Annotated in this window: 13 protein-coding genes and 1 pseudogene; all 14 read right to left on the bottom strand. The window is 64.1% G+C overall.

Annotation, left to right across the window (positions count from 1 at the left end; genetic code table 11):
* Positions 1–7: 7 nt before the first annotated feature.
* Positions 8–1,498 carry a nitrogenase iron-molybdenum cofactor biosynthesis protein NifE gene (gene nifE / locus NLY36_RS20850; protein WP_023736347.1) on the bottom strand — a complete coding sequence of 497 codons (1,491 nt, stop codon included), beginning with the start codon at positions 1,496–1,498 and terminating at the stop codon, positions 8–10.
* A gap of 56 nt (positions 1,499–1,554) precedes the next feature.
* Complete coding sequence (gene nifK / locus NLY36_RS20845; protein WP_023736346.1) at positions 1,555–3,096, bottom strand: nitrogenase molybdenum-iron protein subunit beta; 1,542 nt, start codon at positions 3,094–3,096, stop codon at positions 1,555–1,557.
* A 126-nt stretch (positions 3,097–3,222) separates the two neighbouring features.
* Positions 3,223–4,725 carry a nitrogenase molybdenum-iron protein alpha chain gene (nifD, locus tag NLY36_RS20840; RefSeq protein ID WP_023736345.1) on the bottom strand — a complete coding sequence of 501 codons (1,503 nt, stop codon included), beginning with the start codon at positions 4,723–4,725 and terminating at the stop codon, positions 3,223–3,225.
* A 98-nt stretch (positions 4,726–4,823) separates the two neighbouring features.
* A complete protein-coding gene (gene nifH / locus NLY36_RS20835) occupies positions 4,824–5,717 on the bottom strand; it encodes a nitrogenase iron protein (protein ID WP_023706403.1) in 894 nt (297 codons plus the stop codon).
* Positions 5,718–6,190: 473 nt separating this feature from the next.
* Entirely contained in the window at positions 6,191–7,447 is a 1,257-nt protein-coding gene (locus NLY36_RS20830; RefSeq protein WP_023736344.1) for a type II toxin-antitoxin system HipA family toxin, read from the bottom strand.
* Complete coding sequence (locus NLY36_RS20825) at positions 7,422–7,748, bottom strand: helix-turn-helix domain-containing protein (protein WP_084026245.1); 327 nt, start codon at positions 7,746–7,748, stop codon at positions 7,422–7,424. The genes NLY36_RS20830 and NLY36_RS20825 overlap by 26 nt, the downstream gene beginning before the upstream one ends.
* A gap of 570 nt (positions 7,749–8,318) precedes the next feature.
* On the bottom strand, positions 8,319–9,422 hold the full coding sequence (gene fni, locus NLY36_RS20820) for a type 2 isopentenyl-diphosphate Delta-isomerase (RefSeq protein WP_502882039.1): 1,104 nt from the start codon (positions 9,420–9,422) through the stop codon (positions 8,319–8,321).
* Between the two features lie 28 nt (positions 9,423–9,450).
* The gene (locus NLY36_RS20815) at positions 9,451–10,353 is read right to left on the bottom strand and encodes a terpene synthase family protein (protein ID WP_023736342.1); all 903 of its coding nucleotides are present in this window, start codon (positions 10,351–10,353) and stop codon (positions 9,451–9,453) included.
* A complete protein-coding gene (locus NLY36_RS20810; protein ID WP_023736341.1) occupies positions 10,350–11,900 on the bottom strand; it encodes a hypothetical protein in 1,551 nt (516 codons plus the stop codon). Before NLY36_RS20810 ends, NLY36_RS20815 begins: the two co-directional genes overlap by 4 nt.
* 145 nt (positions 11,901–12,045) lie before the next feature.
* Complete coding sequence (locus tag NLY36_RS20805; protein WP_023736340.1) at positions 12,046–13,035, bottom strand: polyprenyl synthetase family protein; 990 nt, start codon at positions 13,033–13,035, stop codon at positions 12,046–12,048.
* Positions 13,036–13,182: 147 nt separating this feature from the next.
* A complete protein-coding gene (locus NLY36_RS20800; protein ID WP_023736339.1) occupies positions 13,183–14,526 on the bottom strand; it encodes a cytochrome P450 in 1,344 nt (447 codons plus the stop codon).
* Positions 14,526–15,368: an SDR family oxidoreductase gene (locus NLY36_RS20795; RefSeq protein ID WP_023736338.1), complete on the bottom strand. Its 843-nt coding sequence runs from the start codon at positions 15,366–15,368 to the stop codon at positions 14,526–14,528. The genes NLY36_RS20800 and NLY36_RS20795 overlap by 1 nt, the downstream gene beginning before the upstream one ends.
* 168 nt (positions 15,369–15,536) lie before the next feature.
* A pseudogene (locus NLY36_RS31585) lies at positions 15,537–15,662 on the bottom strand (ferredoxin); the annotation flags it as partial.
* A 1-nt stretch (position 15,663) separates the two neighbouring features.
* Complete coding sequence (locus NLY36_RS20790) at positions 15,664–16,953, bottom strand: cytochrome P450 (protein ID WP_023736337.1); 1,290 nt, start codon at positions 16,951–16,953, stop codon at positions 15,664–15,666.
* Positions 16,954–16,974: the final 21 nt, after the last annotated feature.

Below are 16,974 nucleotides of genomic sequence, written 5' to 3'. Positions count from 1 at the left end.
GCTTTCCTCAACACTCGCCGAAATCGTCGGCTGTCGTGCCGGCGAATTCCTGGACAGCATGCAAGGTCACGGTATCGCTTCTCGTGCGCGGCCGTTCCTCCCTTACCGCAGGCTGGCAATCCCATGGTGCCGGCTCCCGCACCTGCGCCCAGATCGGATTGTGAATGGCGATGTCGATCTGGCGTACGAGTTCCACCATGCCGTCATAGCCGGCGTAAGGGTGTTGGCGCTCCTGGTTGATATCGAGCCAGGGTGTCTTGGCCTTCAGAGCGACGAATTGCGTGCGCCCGCCTGATAGCAGGATATCGGCCTTGTGTTCGGAGAGCATGGCGTAAAGCTCGCGCGCTGCCATCTGCTCGAATATATGGTTGTCGTCCTTGAGGATCTGCTTGACCCGCTCTTTGTCTTCGACGGTCGACTTCTTGACAGAGGTGCCGACGATCTCGATCCCGATCTCCATCAGCGCATGGACGACCGACCAGGACTTCACACCGCCGGTGTTGAGCAGCACGCGCTTGCCTTCGAGCCTCGGCCGGTAGGCGGCTAGCTTCTTCCAGGCGATCGCCTCTTCCTCTGCAATCAATACCTCGGTACGGCCGAGGATCTCCGGATCGGCACCCTTCTTCACGAGCAGCTGAGATATTTGTCGGAGCGCTTCAGACGTGGCGCTGATGCCGTAGAAGGAGCCCTCGAAAAACGGGATGCCCCAGCGCTTCTCCATCTTGCGGGCGAGATTGATGAGCGCGGCCGAGCACACCATCATAGCCGCCTGGGCGCGGTGCGCGCCGGCAATGTCGACGTAACGTGCGTCACCCGGAATGCAGGCGCGCACCCGGATCCCGAGCCGATCCAGCAGCGGCTTCACCAGCCAGAATTCGCCGGAGAGGTTGAATTCGCCAAGGATGTTGATGTCGTAAGGACCGGCATCGTCGGGCTCGGCCGTGCCGATGACATGCTGGAGCAACGCCTCGCCGGCAAGCTTGTTGCCAAGATTCTTGGAGCCGACGAAGCCCGGCGCATTGACCGGCACAACGGCCAAGCCGAACTTTTCCGCCGCGCGCTTGCAGACAGCCTCGATGTCGTCGCCGATCAGCGCCGTCACGCAGGTCGAATAGACGAAGATCGCCGGCGGCCCATACGCTTCCTTGATCTCCCGGATCGCTTTGAAGAGCTTCCGCTCGCCCTGCCCCATCACAACATTGAGTTCGGTGAGGTCGGTCGTGAAGCTTGTGCGCCACAGCGTTGGCCCGGACGAAGCCGCACCGCGGTTGTCCCAGGAATTGCCCTCGCAGGCGAGCGGCCCATGGACCAGGTGTGCGACGTCGGTGATCGGCTGCAGTACGATCTTGGCGCCATCGAAGGCACAGCCACCGGCCGCCGCTCCGGGGGTCAGTGGCTTCGAACAGCCCTTTTTGCGCGCCTTGGCAACCTTGTCGCGGTTCTGCTCGCAGGCGGGCTCATTGAAGACATCCTGGATTTTGGCTCTGAGCGAGGACATTGCGTCGGTCTCCAAAGTCCCTCGGGAAGACGATCGGCCAAAGCCGACCGTCAAGCTTAGCGGGTGAGGTCATACGAATAGTCCGTCACGCCCGTCTCGCTTGTCTCGCGATCGAGCTTGTCGAAGATCTTGTCCAGGATTGTCGTCAGTACGCGCAGCCCGCCTTGGTAGCCCATCAGCGCAAACCGATGGTGATGGTGGCGATCGAAGATCGGAAACGTCAGCCGGATCAGCGGCGTGCCCGTGTCGCGCTCCAGATACTTGCCATAGGAGTTGCCGATCAGCAGGTCCACCGGCTCGGTGAAGAGCAGCGAGCGCAATGCCCAGAGGTCCTTGCCCCCCCAGACTTGAGCACCCTTGCCGAAGGGCGATGATGCAAGCAGCTCCTTCAACTCTGCTTCCCACGCCGAGGTGCCGTTGGTGGCGAGGCAATGGGTCGGCTCGCCGCCCGTTTCCATGATGAAGCGGGCCATGCCGTAGACAAAGTCTGGATCGCCGTAGATGGCGTATTTCTTGCCGTGGAGCCAGGATTGGCTGTCCGCCATGGCGTCAACAAGTCGGCCGCGCTCCAGGCGGATTGCCTCGGGGATTTGCTTGCCGGAAATCGCGGAGACCTCCATCAGGAAGTCGTCGGTCGCCTGGACGCCGAGCGGGTAATGGAACGAGGCCGTCGCCTGCCCTACCCCCTGGCAATACTCGAGTGTTTTTCGGGTGTTGTAATGCTGTAGCGAAAATGTAGCCTCGGCGTTGAGTGCCTTCCTCACGTCTTCGATCTTCGTGCCGCCGTCATACATGCGGTATTCGCCGTCCGACGGCGTGTCGAACTGGTCAGAGGCGTCTTGGATCAAGGTATAGGACGCGCCTATCAGGTCGAGCAGGCGCTTGAGTTCCCGGTTGTTGCCAACACAGAATCCGTCGAAGCCCGGAATGACGTTGATGGTCGCCTCGGCTTCCGTTCGCTCCTCGCCTTTCCAGAAATGCTCCAAAATCCCCTTGAGCGTGACGTCGTAGCCATCGACATGACTGCCGACGAAGGCCGGCGTATGGGCGAAGGGGACGTCGAAGTCGCGCGGGACCGAGCCTTCGTCCTTGGCGTTCTCGATGAAGCTGTGCAGGTCATCGCCAATGACCTCCGCCATACAAGTGGTCGAGACGGCGATCATCTTCGGGTCGTAGAGTTGGTACGTGTTGGCGAGCCCATCGACCATGTTCTTCAGGCCGCCGAACACTGCCGCGTCCTCGGTCATCGAGGAGGAAACCGCCGAAGCAGGCTCCTTGAAATGGCGCGATAGGTGCGAGCGGTAGTAGGCCACGCAGCCCTGGCTGCCGTGGACGAAGGACATGGTTCGCTCGAAGCCTGCGGCCGCGAACACCGCGCCGAGCGGCTGGCAGGCCTTGGCGGGGTTCACGACAAGCGCTTCGCGAGCAAGGTTCTTTTCGCGGTATTCCCACGTCTTGGTGAATTCGCCTTGGTCGGTAACGATCTGGTCCGGGTGCGGACATTCGAAATTCAGCCTCTTCTCGGCGAGCATCTGCCTGTATTCCGGTTCGCGGAACAGGGGCGCGTGGTCGAGAACTTTTTCAGCCGACTGCGGCATGGGTGGTTACCTCTTTTCCACCTGGCCCGCCATACGGCGGCACAGGGACGTCGAAACGTTTTCAGGTCTCCCGCGGACAAAGGCCACAGGCGTTCACGGCCTCCCGGCTTCCGGGAGGCCAGGTTTTCATTCGGCTGCGATCGCCGCCGACGGCTCGGCTTTTTTCTTCCAGGGGGCGTCGTAGAGGTTCCAGACCGGGTTGTTGATGGCCAGATCCATATCGCGGGCGAAGATGGCGAAGCCGTCGTAGCCGTGATACGGGCCGGAATAATCCCAGGAATGCATTTGACGGAATGGTATGCCCATCTTCTGGACCGGGTACTTCTCTTTGATGCCGGAGCCCACGAGATCAGGACGGATCCCCTCGATGAACTTCTCCAGCTCGTAGCCAGTCACGTCGTCATAGATCAGGGTGCCCTTCTTCACGTAGTGGCCGGTGCGCTGATAGTCGTCGTTATGGCCAAATTCGTAGCCAGTGCCGACGATCACCATGCCCAGGTCCTCATATGCCGTGACGACGTGACGGGGGCGCAGCCCGCCGACATAGAGCATCACCGTCCTGCCTTCGAGGCGCGGCCGGTACTTGGCGATTACGGCATCGACCAAGGGCCGGTATTTGGCGATGACCACCTCGGCCTTGGCCTCGATTTCCGGCCCGAAGTGCTTGGCTATCTTGCGCAGAGAGGCTTCAGTCTGGGAGGGGCCGAAGAAATTGTACTCCATCCAGGCGATGCCATACTTTTCCTCCATGTGCCGGCAGATGTAGTTCATCGACCTGTAGCAATGGATGAGATTTAGCTTCGCCTTTGGCGCCCGCTCTATTTCGGCCAGCGTAGCGTCGCCCGACCAGTTGCCGACCACGCGCAGGCCCATCTCCTCAAGCAGGATGCGCGAAGCCCAAGCGTCGCCGCCGATATTGTAGTCGCCGACCACGTTGACATCGTACGGGCCGGCCTCGAACTCCACTTCCTTCTTCTCGAACACCCAGTCGCGGATCGCGTCGTTGGCGATGTGGTGGCCGAGGGATTGCGAGACGCCGCGGAAGCCCTCGCAGCGCACCGGCACGATTGTCTTCTCGTGCTCCTTGGCCTTGTTGCGGGACACAGCTTCGGTGTCGTCGCCAATCAGGCCGATCGGGCATTCGGATTGCACAGTCATGCCCTTGTTCAGCGGAAACAGTTCCTCGATCTCGTCGATGATCCGTTCGAGCTTCTTGTCGCCGCCGAAAACAATGTCCTTCTCCTGGAAATCGGAGGTGAACTGCATCGTGACGAACGTGTCGATGCCGGTCGTGCCGACGTAGTAGTTGCGGCGTTGAGACCAGGAATATTGCCCGCAGCCGACCGGCCCGTGCGAGATATGGACCATATCCTTGACTGGACCCCACACCACGCCTTTCGAGCCGGCATACGCGCAGCCGCGAATCGTCATCACGCCGGGGATTGACTTGATGTTCGATTTGACATCGCATTCGGAAAGGACCTCGCTTTCCTCGCCAGCCTCGTCGCCGCTCTTTGCGACGCTGAGGTGCTTTTTGCGGCGCTTCGCCGACTTGTCAGGATATTGCGACAGCACCTCCTCGATAAGCTTCGCATGGAGGGCACCGTCATTCTCATATTCCAGGCTCATGGGACCCCTTTCAAGGTTCAGGGTGACGCCTCACAGACGAGGCGCCGTTCTTTGAAAGGCGCACCAGGTCAGGCGGCGCCTCATGTCGGCAGCGGTCGCTACTGTGCGGCCGCCTTGGCCGCTTCCTTGACTTGAAGCTCGGCAAGCATCTGCTCGTCCGTCTTCATGATGCCGAAGTCGAGCAGCATGTCCTCGAGCTCCTCCATGGTGATCGGGGTGGGGATGGTGCCCTGGCCCGAATTCCCATGGATCTTCTCGGCCAGCGCCCTGTATTCCCCGGCCTGCTTGGAATCCGGCGCATATTGGATCACAGACATCTTCCTGAGCTCGGCGTGCTGGACGATGTTGTCGCGCGGCACGAAGTGGATAAGCTTGGAATTGAGCCTGGAAGCCAGCGCTTCGGCGAGGTCGAGCTCGCGGTCGGTTTGGCGCTCGTTGCAAATCAGGCCGCCGAGCCGCACGCCGCCCGAATGGGCATATTTCAGGATGCCCTTGGCGATGTTATTGGCGGCATAGAGCGCCATCATCTCGCCGGACATGACGATATAGATTTCCTGGGCCTTGTTCTCGCGGATCGGCATCGCGAAACCGCCACACACCACATCCCCGAGCACGTCGTAGGAGACATAGTCGACATCGTCGTAGGCGCCGTTCTCCTCGAGGAAGTTGATCGAGGTGATCACGCCGCGGCCGGCGCAGCCGACACCTGGCTCGGGTCCGCCCGACTCCACGCATTTGATGCCTTTGTAGCCGACCTTGAGCACGTCCGCGAGTTCCAGGTCTTCCACCGAACCTTCCTCTGCCGCGAGATGCAGGACCGTATCCTGCGCCTTCGCGTTCAGGATCAGGCGGGTGGAGTCGGCTTTGGGGTCGCAGCCGACGATGAGGATTCTCTGCCCGAGGTCGACAAGGGCGGCGAGCGTATTTTGGGAGGTGGTGGACTTGCCGATGCCGCCCTTGCCGTAAAAGGCGATCTGACGCAAACCTGACATGTAGCTTTCCTTCCTTCGTTCCCATTCATCGCGGCTGCCGCGACTTGAATGCCGGTCGGGCAGCTGTAGCCGCCTCGCACCTAAGGATCTCAAGACTCATGCCAATTTGGCTGATCAAACCGAAGAATAATTTCATGGTTTCTTTTCAGGGGTTTAGCTTGAGTTCCAAGAAAGGATCGTCGGAACAGCCCGTGTAGCGGACGCGACATTGGCGACACAAAGCGTCGGATCGCGATCCTCAGTCACCGCATTTTGAACCGCATCGTTATGTTGAAGTGGACGAACAGCATCTCAACCTACTTGCGGGAAGCTGCTAAACTTTCTGTGCCCGCGAGCTGACGTGCTTCGTCTCGCGTGTCCTCGTCGAGACTGCGTAGAATCCTGCGCGCGACGCTGGCATACCATCGTCCGCGGCCACTCATCCGGTGCCAGGGCGGATAGTCCGTTAGATCAGCAACTCGAGGGGTCTCGGCTCACTTGTCGGCACAGGAGTTCAGTATCGGCGTCATCGCCTTCACATGTTCGTCGATCCGCTCGAGCACTTTCGCTGCGACGACATCACGCTCAGGCAGATGCCACCAGTGTTCGTTGACGAGTTTGACCGTCTCGACCACTGCCTTCAGGACTGCTGGCTCCGGAAGCCGTGCACGGTTCGCAAATGCTTTCCATCGCGGTGCTGCTAGCGCCTTGAACGAGCGCTCTCCTCCAAGCGACAGCGCCATGGCGTCGGCGGGAATATATGGCACGGTGGACAGGACGTCGTAGATTGGTGCAAGCGCCGGCTTGTCGCCCTTACCTGGATAGATCAAAGACCAGTTCTTCAGGTGCATGTCGCCATTGCCGGTGATGACGGTCAGTGCCAGGCGGCGGACGAACTCGAGAGCCGCCGTAGGCGAGACGGCCACGCCAAGAGCCAAGGCTATGTCGTGATAAGCAGCTCCCTCATATTTGCGCGAGGGGTAGACACCGAAGACCTGAGCGAAATCCTCGATGTGTATCCTCTCGCCACCGGCGCCGCGATCGAAGCGTTTGACGAGAAGGACCTTGCCTTCCGACAGCGTATTGAATTCTTCGGGAACGCCCTCAAAATCGGACTTCTCGACCAGTTCGCATTCAGGAACCTGCATGCCGATTGCTGCGGCCAGCGCCAGGTTGGCGAATTCGTTCTCGGAAACGCCCGGAAAGGCCGTCGAAGGGAACTTGGCAATGTACCGGCCCTGCTCGTCGTCCATCGGCAAGGTAAGGCCGCCGCCTTTTCCAATGTTCTTCATGACCGACAGCTTCATCTGCACGCCGGCAAGCGAGAACCGTGCCTTGGGCTGATCCTTTGAAGCATCCTGCGAAACCGCTATCGCGCCGTCACTGGGCAACGCCCGTACGGCTCCCGGCAGATCGGCGCCTAATGCCGCTAAAAGGTCGAAGTCATTGCCTGGCCGCACATTGCCTTCGTGGTGCCTTTCCATCGCCTCGCGCAATTTCTCCTCCGGCAGGAGGTTCGCGAAAAAAGCGGGCAAGGCGCTTGCCACAGGCTTCGGATCTTTCCGCAATCCTCCCGTCGCTGCCCGGAACGACAGGCTGAGAACCGGAAAGCCGCCCGTCGCGCGGTAGGCCTCATCGAAGTTGAATGCATTGAAATCGCCCGGCGTCCTGACGATTGTGCCGATCTTCACTGCGTTCAAGAGCACGTCCAGCGACGGGATCGTCTTAGGTGCGCGAAATACTGGGGCCATGATCGTCATCGTCAGGTTGAGAAACAAAGGCCGGTCGATCGCCATCATCATGCGGACGCAATAGAGCCTGGACAGCCGGCACCATGACTTGCGGAACCAGCATCATTTCCAGACCGAGCGCGCGAGCGATATTCATGAGCGTTGTTGCACGCGCGGCTGCGGCTCCCTTTTCGATGTCGCGATATCGGGGACGGGATATACCCGCCAAATCAGCGACCTGCTCTTGCGTCATCGCAGCGGCCAGCCTCGCCTGCCTGAAAAGCCCACCGATTTCGCGTAGAATTTCCGATTGAGGGTCCATATGATACGTAAACGTTCCATTCCAACGCTGGATGATATGGCAAAGTATCTTATCCAGTGATGGAGTCAACACGTTATGATCTGTTCCCATATCATGCATCAGCCTTATGATACGTAAAGAGATCAATCCTCCTGCATTTGGCGCCCCCGACGGTGGACGCCGTCCGAAGCTGACGCCCGATCAGCGCTCCGAAATCACCGGAATGTTAAATCAAGGGGTCCGGCGGCTGAAATCGCTCGTCTCTTCTCGTTCATACGGCCGGCCGCGCTGACTGGGGTCAATGTGATCGCCACTCCTTGATCGCAATGGCCTTGTACCATCTGCTCCTGCCGGTCTCCCGCCGCACCTGGTGTTCCGACCCTTTTAGGGGCTTCTCGCTCTGCGTGACCGGTCACCCTGATCAAGCATCGACTTAGCCGTCGAATACCGCTTTACTCTCGGCTGTCCGTTAGGGGCATGGCGGGGTGCCTCCCCGATCACGAAGCAGCCCCCGAACACAGCGCGAAAATCCCCCGCTTCCGAGACTTTCTGAAGACTAGGCTCCCGCCGCACGTACGGGCGGCGCCGGCATCAACCGGCGGGCAGGTGCGCCGAGGGCAACAAGCGCGCCTGACGCAACGCCGCCAGATCAGCCGAGCCGGTGCAGAAGCAGGCGACGGCCAACTGGCGGATGACGATCTCGAAATGCGCGACAACCGCCTCGGTGGATACCGTAGCGGCGCGCAGCACGCCGGCTGCCTGCCCGGCGATGTCCGCGCCCAAGCGGATGGCCTTGGCCACGTCGACGCCGTCGCTGATCCCGCCCGACGCGATCAGCTTCACCGCTGGCAGGGCCCGACGGACCGCCTGCACGCTGGCCGGGGTCGCAATCCCCCAATCCGCGAATGCCATTGCCACTGCGCGGTCGGCGGCATCGGGGGCGCGCTCGCCCTCCACCGCGGCCCAGCTGGTGCCGCCGGCGCCGGCGACATCGATCACCGCCACGCCCGCCTCGACGAGCGCACAGGCCACCGAGGCGGACAGGCCCGACCCCACTTCCTTCGCCACGATCGGCACGCCCACGCTGCGCGCGGCGCGAGCGATCTGCGCCAGGACGCCGCGCCAGTCGCGGTCGCCCTCCGGCTGTACTGCTTCCTGCAGCGGATTGAGATGGACGATGAGTCCATCGGCCTCCAGTGCATCCACCGCCCGGCGCGCGAGGTCCAGGCCGTCGGGCTGGCGCAGTTGCGCGGCGCCGATATTGGCCAGCAAGGGAACGTCTGGGGCCAGGCGGCGCAGCGCGCGCGTCAGCCCCTGGGAGTTGCGGGATTGCAGGCTCACGCGCTGCGAACCGACGCACATGGCGATCCCCAAGGCTTGCGCTGCCTCGCTCAGATGGCGGTTAATGGCCTCGGCGCGTGGCATGCCGCCGGTCATGGAGCTGATCAGCAGAGGCGCGCGCATGGTCTTGCCCAGCAGCGAGGCGCTGAGGTCGATCTGCGTCAGGTCCAACTCGGGCAATGCACAGTGTTCGAAACGAATGTACTCCCAGCCAGCGGCCTTGGCCCGTGCCGTTCGCCGATCCAGCACGATGTCCAGGTGGTCGTCCTTGCGCCGGCTCAGGTTGGTGTCGCTGATGCTCGCTCCTTCCGCGTCATCGGGCGAGGGCGTTGCGTCGGATCGGACCGACGGCAGCGCGCGGACGCCGCCGTCTCCCGCGCGTTCAGGCCGGCGCACGCTCGCCTCCGCCCGCAGCGTCGCTGCGGTAGCGACTGGTTGAGGTCTCGTAGTACTGCGCGCGGATGGCCGCCATGGCCTCGATCAACGGTCCCCACGGCGCGGGAAAGCGTTCTTGCGCCATCACCCGGTGCAGCATGCGTGTGTGGCCGGCCAACTCGTCCTTGAGGAACTCCACCACAGGCATGGCGGGATAGCGCTGCAGCAGCAGGATCGCCGCGTTGTCGGCCTCGCCGGCCGATCTATCCTTTTCGCGTCCATGCAGGTCGTTCTGCAAGCGCCCTATCGCGGAGATGAGCCGCAGGACCTGGCGAAACGCCGGACGCGCGCGCAAGGTCGCCATGTCCAGCCCCCACAGCAACGACAGGCAACAGAACACGTTCGTGTAGGCGATCGAATCGATGCCGTTGTGCAGGTACTCGGCGTAGGACCAGCGTTCCGCCACTGCCGCCTGCGCGTGTCCGGCGCGCAACGCCGCGCAGTAGCACCGGGTATCGTCGAGAAGCTGAGCATAGTCGCGACGATCGTAGGCGAGCGCGGCGAGCGAAGCGCGCAGCACAGCACAGCCCTCGAATCCGGAAAGCGCGCACGGCACGCCCTGCCCCAGCGCCTGCTCCACCGCGGCGAGCTGCTCCGGCGCGATCAAGCCAAGGTCGTTGCAATCGTCGAGCCAGAACAGCAGCGCCAGTTCGCGATAGAACGCCACGATCAGCGTTTCGTCCTGCGGATCGCGGCCGGTGCGGGCGCTGGTGTTGCGCAGGCTCGGGTGGATGCGCTGCAGGATGTACTGGCCGCCCCTGACCGCTTCCACGGCATGCTCGTGGGCGAACCCGGTCAGGGAACGCCCCCACTCCAGCACCTGCTGCAGCGCGCGTTCGGTCTGGATCATGGCGCCGCTCCTGCTCCCTCGGCCAGGACGCGCCGCCCCCAACGAAGCGCCAGCCACAACCCGGCGAGTTCGGCCACGCGCACCACCCGGGTGGGGCAATACAGTTCCTTGCCGATCCACAGCGGCGTCTGCGGCAATGCATGCGCCGCATGGCGGGCGAGCATCCACTCCAGCGCACGCGCCACCGCCTGCGCGATGCGCCGGCGCCCTGTCGGCTCTTCGCTCCCGTCCATCACGTGCAACGCGAACAGCGCATAGGCGGTTTCCTCGAATGTGGACGCGCGACCGGCGCCCCAGCCGCCGTCATCGCGCTGCGCCTGCAGCAGCGCTGTCAGCGCGCGCTCGTCGCGCCACTGGGGCTTGCCTTGCGCGAGCGCAGCAATCGCATGCGCGGTGGGATACAGCCACGAAACGTGCCATTTTTCGTTGTCCCATAGACCATGAGGGTTGCGATTGGCCTCGACGTAGGCGCTGGTGCCGGCGGCGGGCTTTCCCAACATTCGCAACGCATGCAGGGCATGGATGTTGGTCGACACCGAGGCATTGCGCTCGCCGGGGAAGGTGACGAACAGCTCGCCGGTTTCGAAATGGCGCAACGCATCGACCGCGGGGTCGCGGCCTGCAAGGCGAAGGACGCACAACGCAACGGCGGTGTCGTCCGCATCGGCCGCGAAGTGCAAGGCAGGGCCCAGACCGCGCGCTCCGAGGCGGGCGTCGAGTTGCGCGATGATCACTTGCACCGCCTCGGCGAGCGCGGGATGCGCGAACAGACCGGCCAGATGCAGGGTGTACAGCGACCAGCATGGCTCGAACACATTGATCGGCCAGACGTTGGGAACGACACCTTCGATGCCGGTGCGCGTTGCCCGCGATGCCGCCTGCAGATACCCGTCGGTGCGCCCGACGTGCGGCGTTCTTCCCTGTGTCACGGCGTGCGCACGCCACGCGGCGGTGGCCGCTGGACTGATGCCAATGCTGCCGTCGTCGTCCGGGCATGCGGTGGCCGGCGACGTCCCCCAGGCTTCCCAGGAGTGCAGCAACGGATGGCCGCTCGGCAACGTCGCAACTGCCCCCAGCTTGGCCAGGCGTGCTTGCCGCAACGGCAACAGCGCCGGGTGGCGCGGAAACGCCACGCCACCCAGCAAGGATGCGGCCTCGTCGCACAACTGCGGCAGGATCAGCTCCGCGCCGATGGGCGCGTCTTCCGGCACCGCATGCGCGTAGGGATCGGGCTGGCGCTCGAGGAACCGGGTTGCAGCGTGGACTGCGTCGGCAGCGCCAGGAAGAGGATCGGCACGCTGCAATGCCAGCAACGCCGCCCAGGTAGGCGCATGGCGAAACAGCGGGAAGTCCGCACTTCCCCATCCGCCATCGGCCTGTTGCTGCGCGATGAGCCACGCGTATGCGTCGTGCCGACCGGTGACGTTGCCGTCGAACTGCAGAGCTCGCGCCGTGTCGTAGACGGACGGACCGACGCTGCCGCCGTCGCTCATCTCGCTCAGCAAGTGACGCAATTCGGAAAGGATCTGTTCGGACAGCGCGTTCACGCGGGATGTTCCTTCTGCAGAGGGCTAACGAGAACAGAAACGGGCAGACGCCGCGCACGTCGCTGCCGACACGGACACAGTGCAGCATGCAGCGCCCGCCGGCCGATCGCACCAGCACAGGGGCGAGTCCTTACGGATGGGCCGCTCATGCGTATGGCGCGGACAGATAGACGTTGGCCCGCTGCAGCATCTGCGCCAACCCTTCCGCACGCGGCCCCAGAGGGGCGATGGCGTCCCCGGCGTCGTGCAACAAGTACAGGGCGAACTGGCGCGCAGCCTGCAACCCCATGATCGACGCGCAGGTCGGCTTCTGCGCCGCCGCGTCCTTACCGGGGGTCTTGCCAAGAGTCGCGGTATCCGCCGTCGCGTCGAGAATGTCGTCGGCCACCTGCAACGCCAGGCCAAAACAGGCGGTATAGCGATCGAGCGCAGCATACAGCGCAGCGTGCGCGGCATCCTCCGCGATGGAGTATAGCGCGCCCATGCGAACCGACGCGCGCACTAGCGCTCCGGTTTTCATCCCGTGCATCGCCAGGATCCTGTCCAGCCCGGCGTGCTTTCCGACCAGCGACAGATCCATCGCCTGCCCGCCTGCGGCACCCTCCGCGGACACCGCCTGCGCCAGTTCGCGCACGAGCGCGATACGATTGTCGCCCGGCGCATCCAGGCTCGCCAGCGTCAGGAAGGCGTGGGCCTGCAGCGCATCGCCGACCAGGATCGCAGTGGCTTCGCCGAACTTTACGTGCACGGTCGGAAGGCCGCGGCGAAGCACGTCGTCGTCCATCGCGGGCAGGTCGTCGTGGACCAGGGTACAGGCGTGCATCATCTCGATGGCGGCGCCGACGTCGTCGAGCATGTGCGCCGGCGTGCCCGCCAGCGCGCCGGCAGCCAGACAGAGCAAGGCTCTGGTGCGCTTCCCGCCATGCAAGGTGGCGTAGCGCATGGCTGCCATCAGCTCTGTCTTACCGTCGTCTTCGGCGCAGAGCAGACGCGCCAGCGCCTGTTCGACCCGCTTTGCGCCGTCCTGCATCCAGATCTCCGGGAGCAGCCCGCCAGAGGCGCCGCGCGCCTGCGCGCCCAATCCGCCGAATGCGGAAACGCCTATTCGGTCGCGTGGAGTGGAACCGGTCTGCATGTTGTTGATGTCCTTGTAGCTGAGACGGCCACGGCGAGCGCAAGCCGTCACGGTGTTGCCGGCGTCACACGAGTGCGTGCGCTGAGTGCCGCAATGCCGCGTCCCGCCGGCGCCGCTGCCTTGCCACACAGCGCATGCGATGCCAGCTCATGAAAAGCCTATTCGAATTTTCATTGACGGATGTGCGGTCGGGTAATAGCGCCGGCCCTTTTCGACGTCGCTCAGCAACTGCGGCCGCACCCCGGCCTTGTGCATGGTCAGCGCCAAGGCGATGCAGAACTGCACCATTTCCAACCATACCAGGTGGTAGCCGATGCAGACGTGTGGGCCGGTACCGAACTGCAGCATGTCCACGGGCCGGATCGGCTCCGTGCGTTGCAACCACCGCGCCAGGCGGAACTGATCAGGCGCCTCGTGCAGCAGCGCCGAGGTCGAGAAATGCAGCAGCGGGATGCATAGATGGGTGCCCGCGGGAATGCGCCGCTGGCCGAGTTGCAATTCCTGCAGCGCGCGACGCGGCAGGAGCGTGGTCGCCGGATGCAGGCGCAGTGTCTCGCGAAACAGCGCCTCGGCGACCGGACACTGCGCCAGGTCCGCGTGCCGGGTCGGCACGGCGCCCACGCGTTGCGCCTCCTCGACCAGGGCGTCCCACAGCACAGGCTGCCGCGCCAGCTCGATCACGATCCAGGCCATCGTCGAGGCAGTGGTGTCGTGACCGGCAAGCAGCAGCAAGCGAATATTCGCGACCAGGACGTCATCGGAGAGCGGACCGTCGCTGCTGTCAAAAGCGCTCACCATGTCGTTGATGAACCCGGTGCGCGCGGCATGCGCGCGCGCATCGCGGACGAACCGGCGCAACTGCGCGTCGATCCAGTCGCGGGCGGAGCGGCCGCGCCGCAAAGGCAATCCGGGCAGGTCGACCGGTGGCGCGATGATCAACTGCAGCAATTGCCGGTACTTGCGATGCCATCCCGGCAGGTCCTGCGCGGGGATTCCCATGAGGCTGAAGATGAGCTTCAGCATCAGGTCGCCGGTCTCGCGCAGGATGGTTACCTCGCCGCGGGCGCGCCACGCCTGCACCCGCGCCTGGATGACCGGCGCGAACAGGTCGCCGATCCCGGCCTGGGTCAGCCCCTTGGGCAAGAACGCTGCCTTGATGGCATCGCGCGCCTGCCGGTGCGCGCCGCCGTCCAGGGCAACCAACGTTCCGCCAAGCAATTCGGGCGCGATCTCTTCGATCAGCGCCGAGGACACGTCCTTGTGCTTGAGCAGAGAGAATGCGTCCGGATCCACACAGGTCATCAGATGTCCGGCAGGGCCGAAATCCAGCCAGAAGTGGCTGCCCAGCGTGCGTTGCGCGCGCCGCAGCAGGCGCGGCAGGTCGCAGACAATGGCGGGAAGATGCCCGACCAGGGGGAAAGCGCCAGGCATGACCGGGATGTCGCATCGCAGCCGGTGCCGACGGTTGAGTGGATTGAGCAGCATGTCCATCAGCAGCGCGCCGCCGCCGCCGATTCGGTGTCGCCTGCAGGGCGCGCGGCGCAGCTGTTGCCACCGTCGGCATATGTCGGCACATGCGCCAGCATGCCGCCGTCGATGCACACGAGCTGGCCGGTGATGAACGCAGCATCGTCGGAGAGCAGGAACGCCACCAGCGCGGCCACATCCTCGGGGCGGCCGACGCGCTGCAGGAGCTGGTGCCGGCGCAGATGCCGTTGCATGCACTCGTCCAGCTTGGCGAGGAGACGCTCGGTCATGATAAGACCCGGCGCAACCGCGTTGCAGCGGATCTGAGAGTGACCGTACTGGGTGGCGAGCGAGGCCGACAGCATGTTCATCGCCGCCTTCGACGCGGCGTAGGACGTCTGCGCCGTGTCACCGCTGAGCCCCTGGCACGACGACATGTTGACGATCGCGCCACCGCCGCGGGCGATCATCCGTGGGATGGCCTGCCGGCAGCAGAGCAGCGTGCCGCGCAGATTGGTCGCCATGGTCTGGTCCCATACCGCCAGGTCCAGGTCGAGGATGGCGCGGTCGCGCGGGGTCAGATGCATGGCGCTCGCATTGTTCACCAGCAGGTCGACCCCCCCGAAGTGCCGCTCCGCCGTCTCGAACAGCGCTGCCACCGCCTGCTCATCGGCGATATCCATGGCTATGGGCAGCGCGTGGCCTGCTTCGGCCGCGATCTGCGCGGTGCAGGCGATGGCCGCCGAGCCATCAATGTCGGCCACCACCACTCTGCCGCCCCCGCGCGCGATGGCGAGAGCGCATGCCTTGCCGATGCCGGCGCCGGCGCCGGTCACCACGGCCACCTTGCCTTCAAACCGTCCCATCGTGTCTCCTGAATTGCATTGGTCTTTCGCAGCATGCCGCTCGGCCTCCACCGGAGAAGGCGCAGGGTCGGCGCTGGCGCGCTCGTCATGGCCAGCGTCGCTTTCGATGACACGAATGGCTGCGACCGGGCACTGGTTGGCCGCAAGCCGCACGGCGGCGTGCAGCGCCTGCGGGACCGTCGCCACGCACACTTCGGCCACCCCATCCGGTTCGCGCTGGCGAAAGGCGCCCGGCAGCGTCAGCACGCACTGCCCCGTCGTTCCGCACAGATCCTGATCGACCACGACGCGCATCTCAGCCCTCCTGCCCATGCAGCCGCACCGGCAGGGCGCGGAACGTCCTAAGGAACGCGGAGGGCTCCCGGGTCGGCTGCTCGGCCAATGCCAGCGTGGGGAAGCGCGCCTGGATCCGCGGCAGGCTCTCGGCCAACTGCACCCGGGCCAGTTGCGCACCAAGGCAGAAGTGGATCCCATGGCCGAAGGTCAGCATGATCTTCCCGTCGATCGACATGCCAGGACTGGTGCCGTAGAACCGCACGGGATCGAAGCGATCGGGATCGGCGAAGGCGTCCGGGTCGCGATTGCCGGCCGCGATCAGAACGCGCACGTCCGCGTTCTTCGGGATCACCACGCCGCCCAGTTCGATGTCGCGCTGGGCGATACGCGGAATGGAGCTGAACATGGCGGGCGCCTCATAGCGCAGGGCTTCTTCGACGAAAGCCTTCACCCCCACGGCATCGCCCTGCAGCCAGTGCCGCTGTTCGGGATACGCCAGCATCGCCAGGACCGCATGGCCGATGGCCGCGGCAGTGGTGGCGAAGCCGCCCAGCAGCATGCCCCAAAGCATGCTGATCAATTCCGCATCCGACAGCGTCTCGGCATCGTCGTCGTGTGCGCCGACCAGCATTGACACGATGTCGTGGCGGGAATCGGTGCGCTTGCGCTGTATGAGGTCGCCGAAGTAGGCCTGCACCCTGGCGCTGGCCGCGTCCCCCGCGGCGAGTTGGGGATCGCTGGCGTGCGGGCTCAGGCCTTCCAGAATGGCGCTGATGCCGGCGACGAGCCCGAACATGTCGTCCCGGGGCATGCCGAACAGTTCGCCGAAAACCAGCATGGGCAAGGCCAGCGCGAATTCCTGATGCAGGTCCACTGCCTCCCCGCGCTCCAGTGCGGGCGCCATGCCGTCCAGGCGCGCTGCGACAATGCGAGCGATGGTCGGCCTCAGCTTGTCGATCTGGCCGATGGTGAAATCGCGCGAGATCAGCCGGCGCAGACGCGTATGCGTTGGTGGTTCCTTCATCGCTAAAGTGGACGCCAGCAAACTTAGCGACAGGCTGGTCGCCGCCCGCGGGAAATAGCGCGCCAGTTCGCCTGGCGCCGGCCCCCGAAAAGCATCGCCCGTTGCCTTGAGCGCCCAGTAGATGTCGGCGTGGCGGCTCAACAGAAAGAGGCCCGACGCCGCGCGATGTACCGGATCGTGCTCGCGCAACCACCGCATGAATGGATACGGGTCCTGAATGCACCCTGGCGACGCCAGTTCGGCGAAGGCGTCCCGGCATGCTGCCATGGTTTCTTGCACGTCCATCTTGGTCACCTCGGCTGGCTG

Origin of the sequence: Mesorhizobium sp. C399B (assembly GCF_030323185.1) — a bacterium.
In the GTDB taxonomy this organism is placed as follows: domain Bacteria; phylum Pseudomonadota; class Alphaproteobacteria; order Rhizobiales; family Rhizobiaceae; genus Mesorhizobium.
This window is presented reverse-complemented; position numbering and strand designations above follow the sequence as displayed.

Excerpts from the sequence above, each read along its gene's own strand:
- NLY36_RS20825 (WP_084026245.1), bottom strand. The coding sequence starts at position 7,748 with ATGGACCCTCAATCGGAAATTCTACGCGAAATCGGTGGGCTTTTCAGG.
- nifK (WP_023736346.1), bottom strand. The coding sequence starts at position 3,096 with ATGCCGCAGTCGGCTGAAAAAGTTCTCGACCACGCGCCCCTGTTCCGC.
- NLY36_RS20830 (WP_023736344.1), bottom strand. The coding sequence starts at position 7,447 with ATGGCCCCAGTATTTCGCGCACCTAAGACGATCCCGTCGCTGGACGTG.
- nifE (WP_023736347.1), bottom strand. The coding sequence starts at position 1,498 with ATGTCCTCGCTCAGAGCCAAAATCCAGGATGTCTTCAATGAGCCCGCC.
- nifD (WP_023736345.1), bottom strand. The coding sequence starts at position 4,725 with ATGAGCCTGGAATATGAGAATGACGGTGCCCTCCATGCGAAGCTTATC.
- NLY36_RS20815 (WP_023736342.1), bottom strand. The coding sequence starts at position 10,353 with ATGATCCAGACCGAACGCGCGCTGCAGCAGGTGCTGGAGTGGGGGCGT.
- NLY36_RS20790 (WP_023736337.1), bottom strand. The coding sequence starts at position 16,953 with ATGGACGTGCAAGAAACCATGGCAGCATGCCGGGACGCCTTCGCCGAA.
- NLY36_RS20800 (WP_023736339.1), bottom strand. The coding sequence starts at position 14,526 with ATGGACATGCTGCTCAATCCACTCAACCGTCGGCACCGGCTGCGATGC.
- NLY36_RS20805 (WP_023736340.1), bottom strand. The coding sequence starts at position 13,035 with ATGCAGACCGGTTCCACTCCACGCGACCGAATAGGCGTTTCCGCATTC.
- nifH (WP_023706403.1), bottom strand. The coding sequence starts at position 5,717 with ATGTCAGGTTTGCGTCAGATCGCCTTTTACGGCAAGGGCGGCATCGGC.
- NLY36_RS20795 (WP_023736338.1), bottom strand. The coding sequence starts at position 15,368 with ATGGGACGGTTTGAAGGCAAGGTGGCCGTGGTGACCGGCGCCGGCGCC.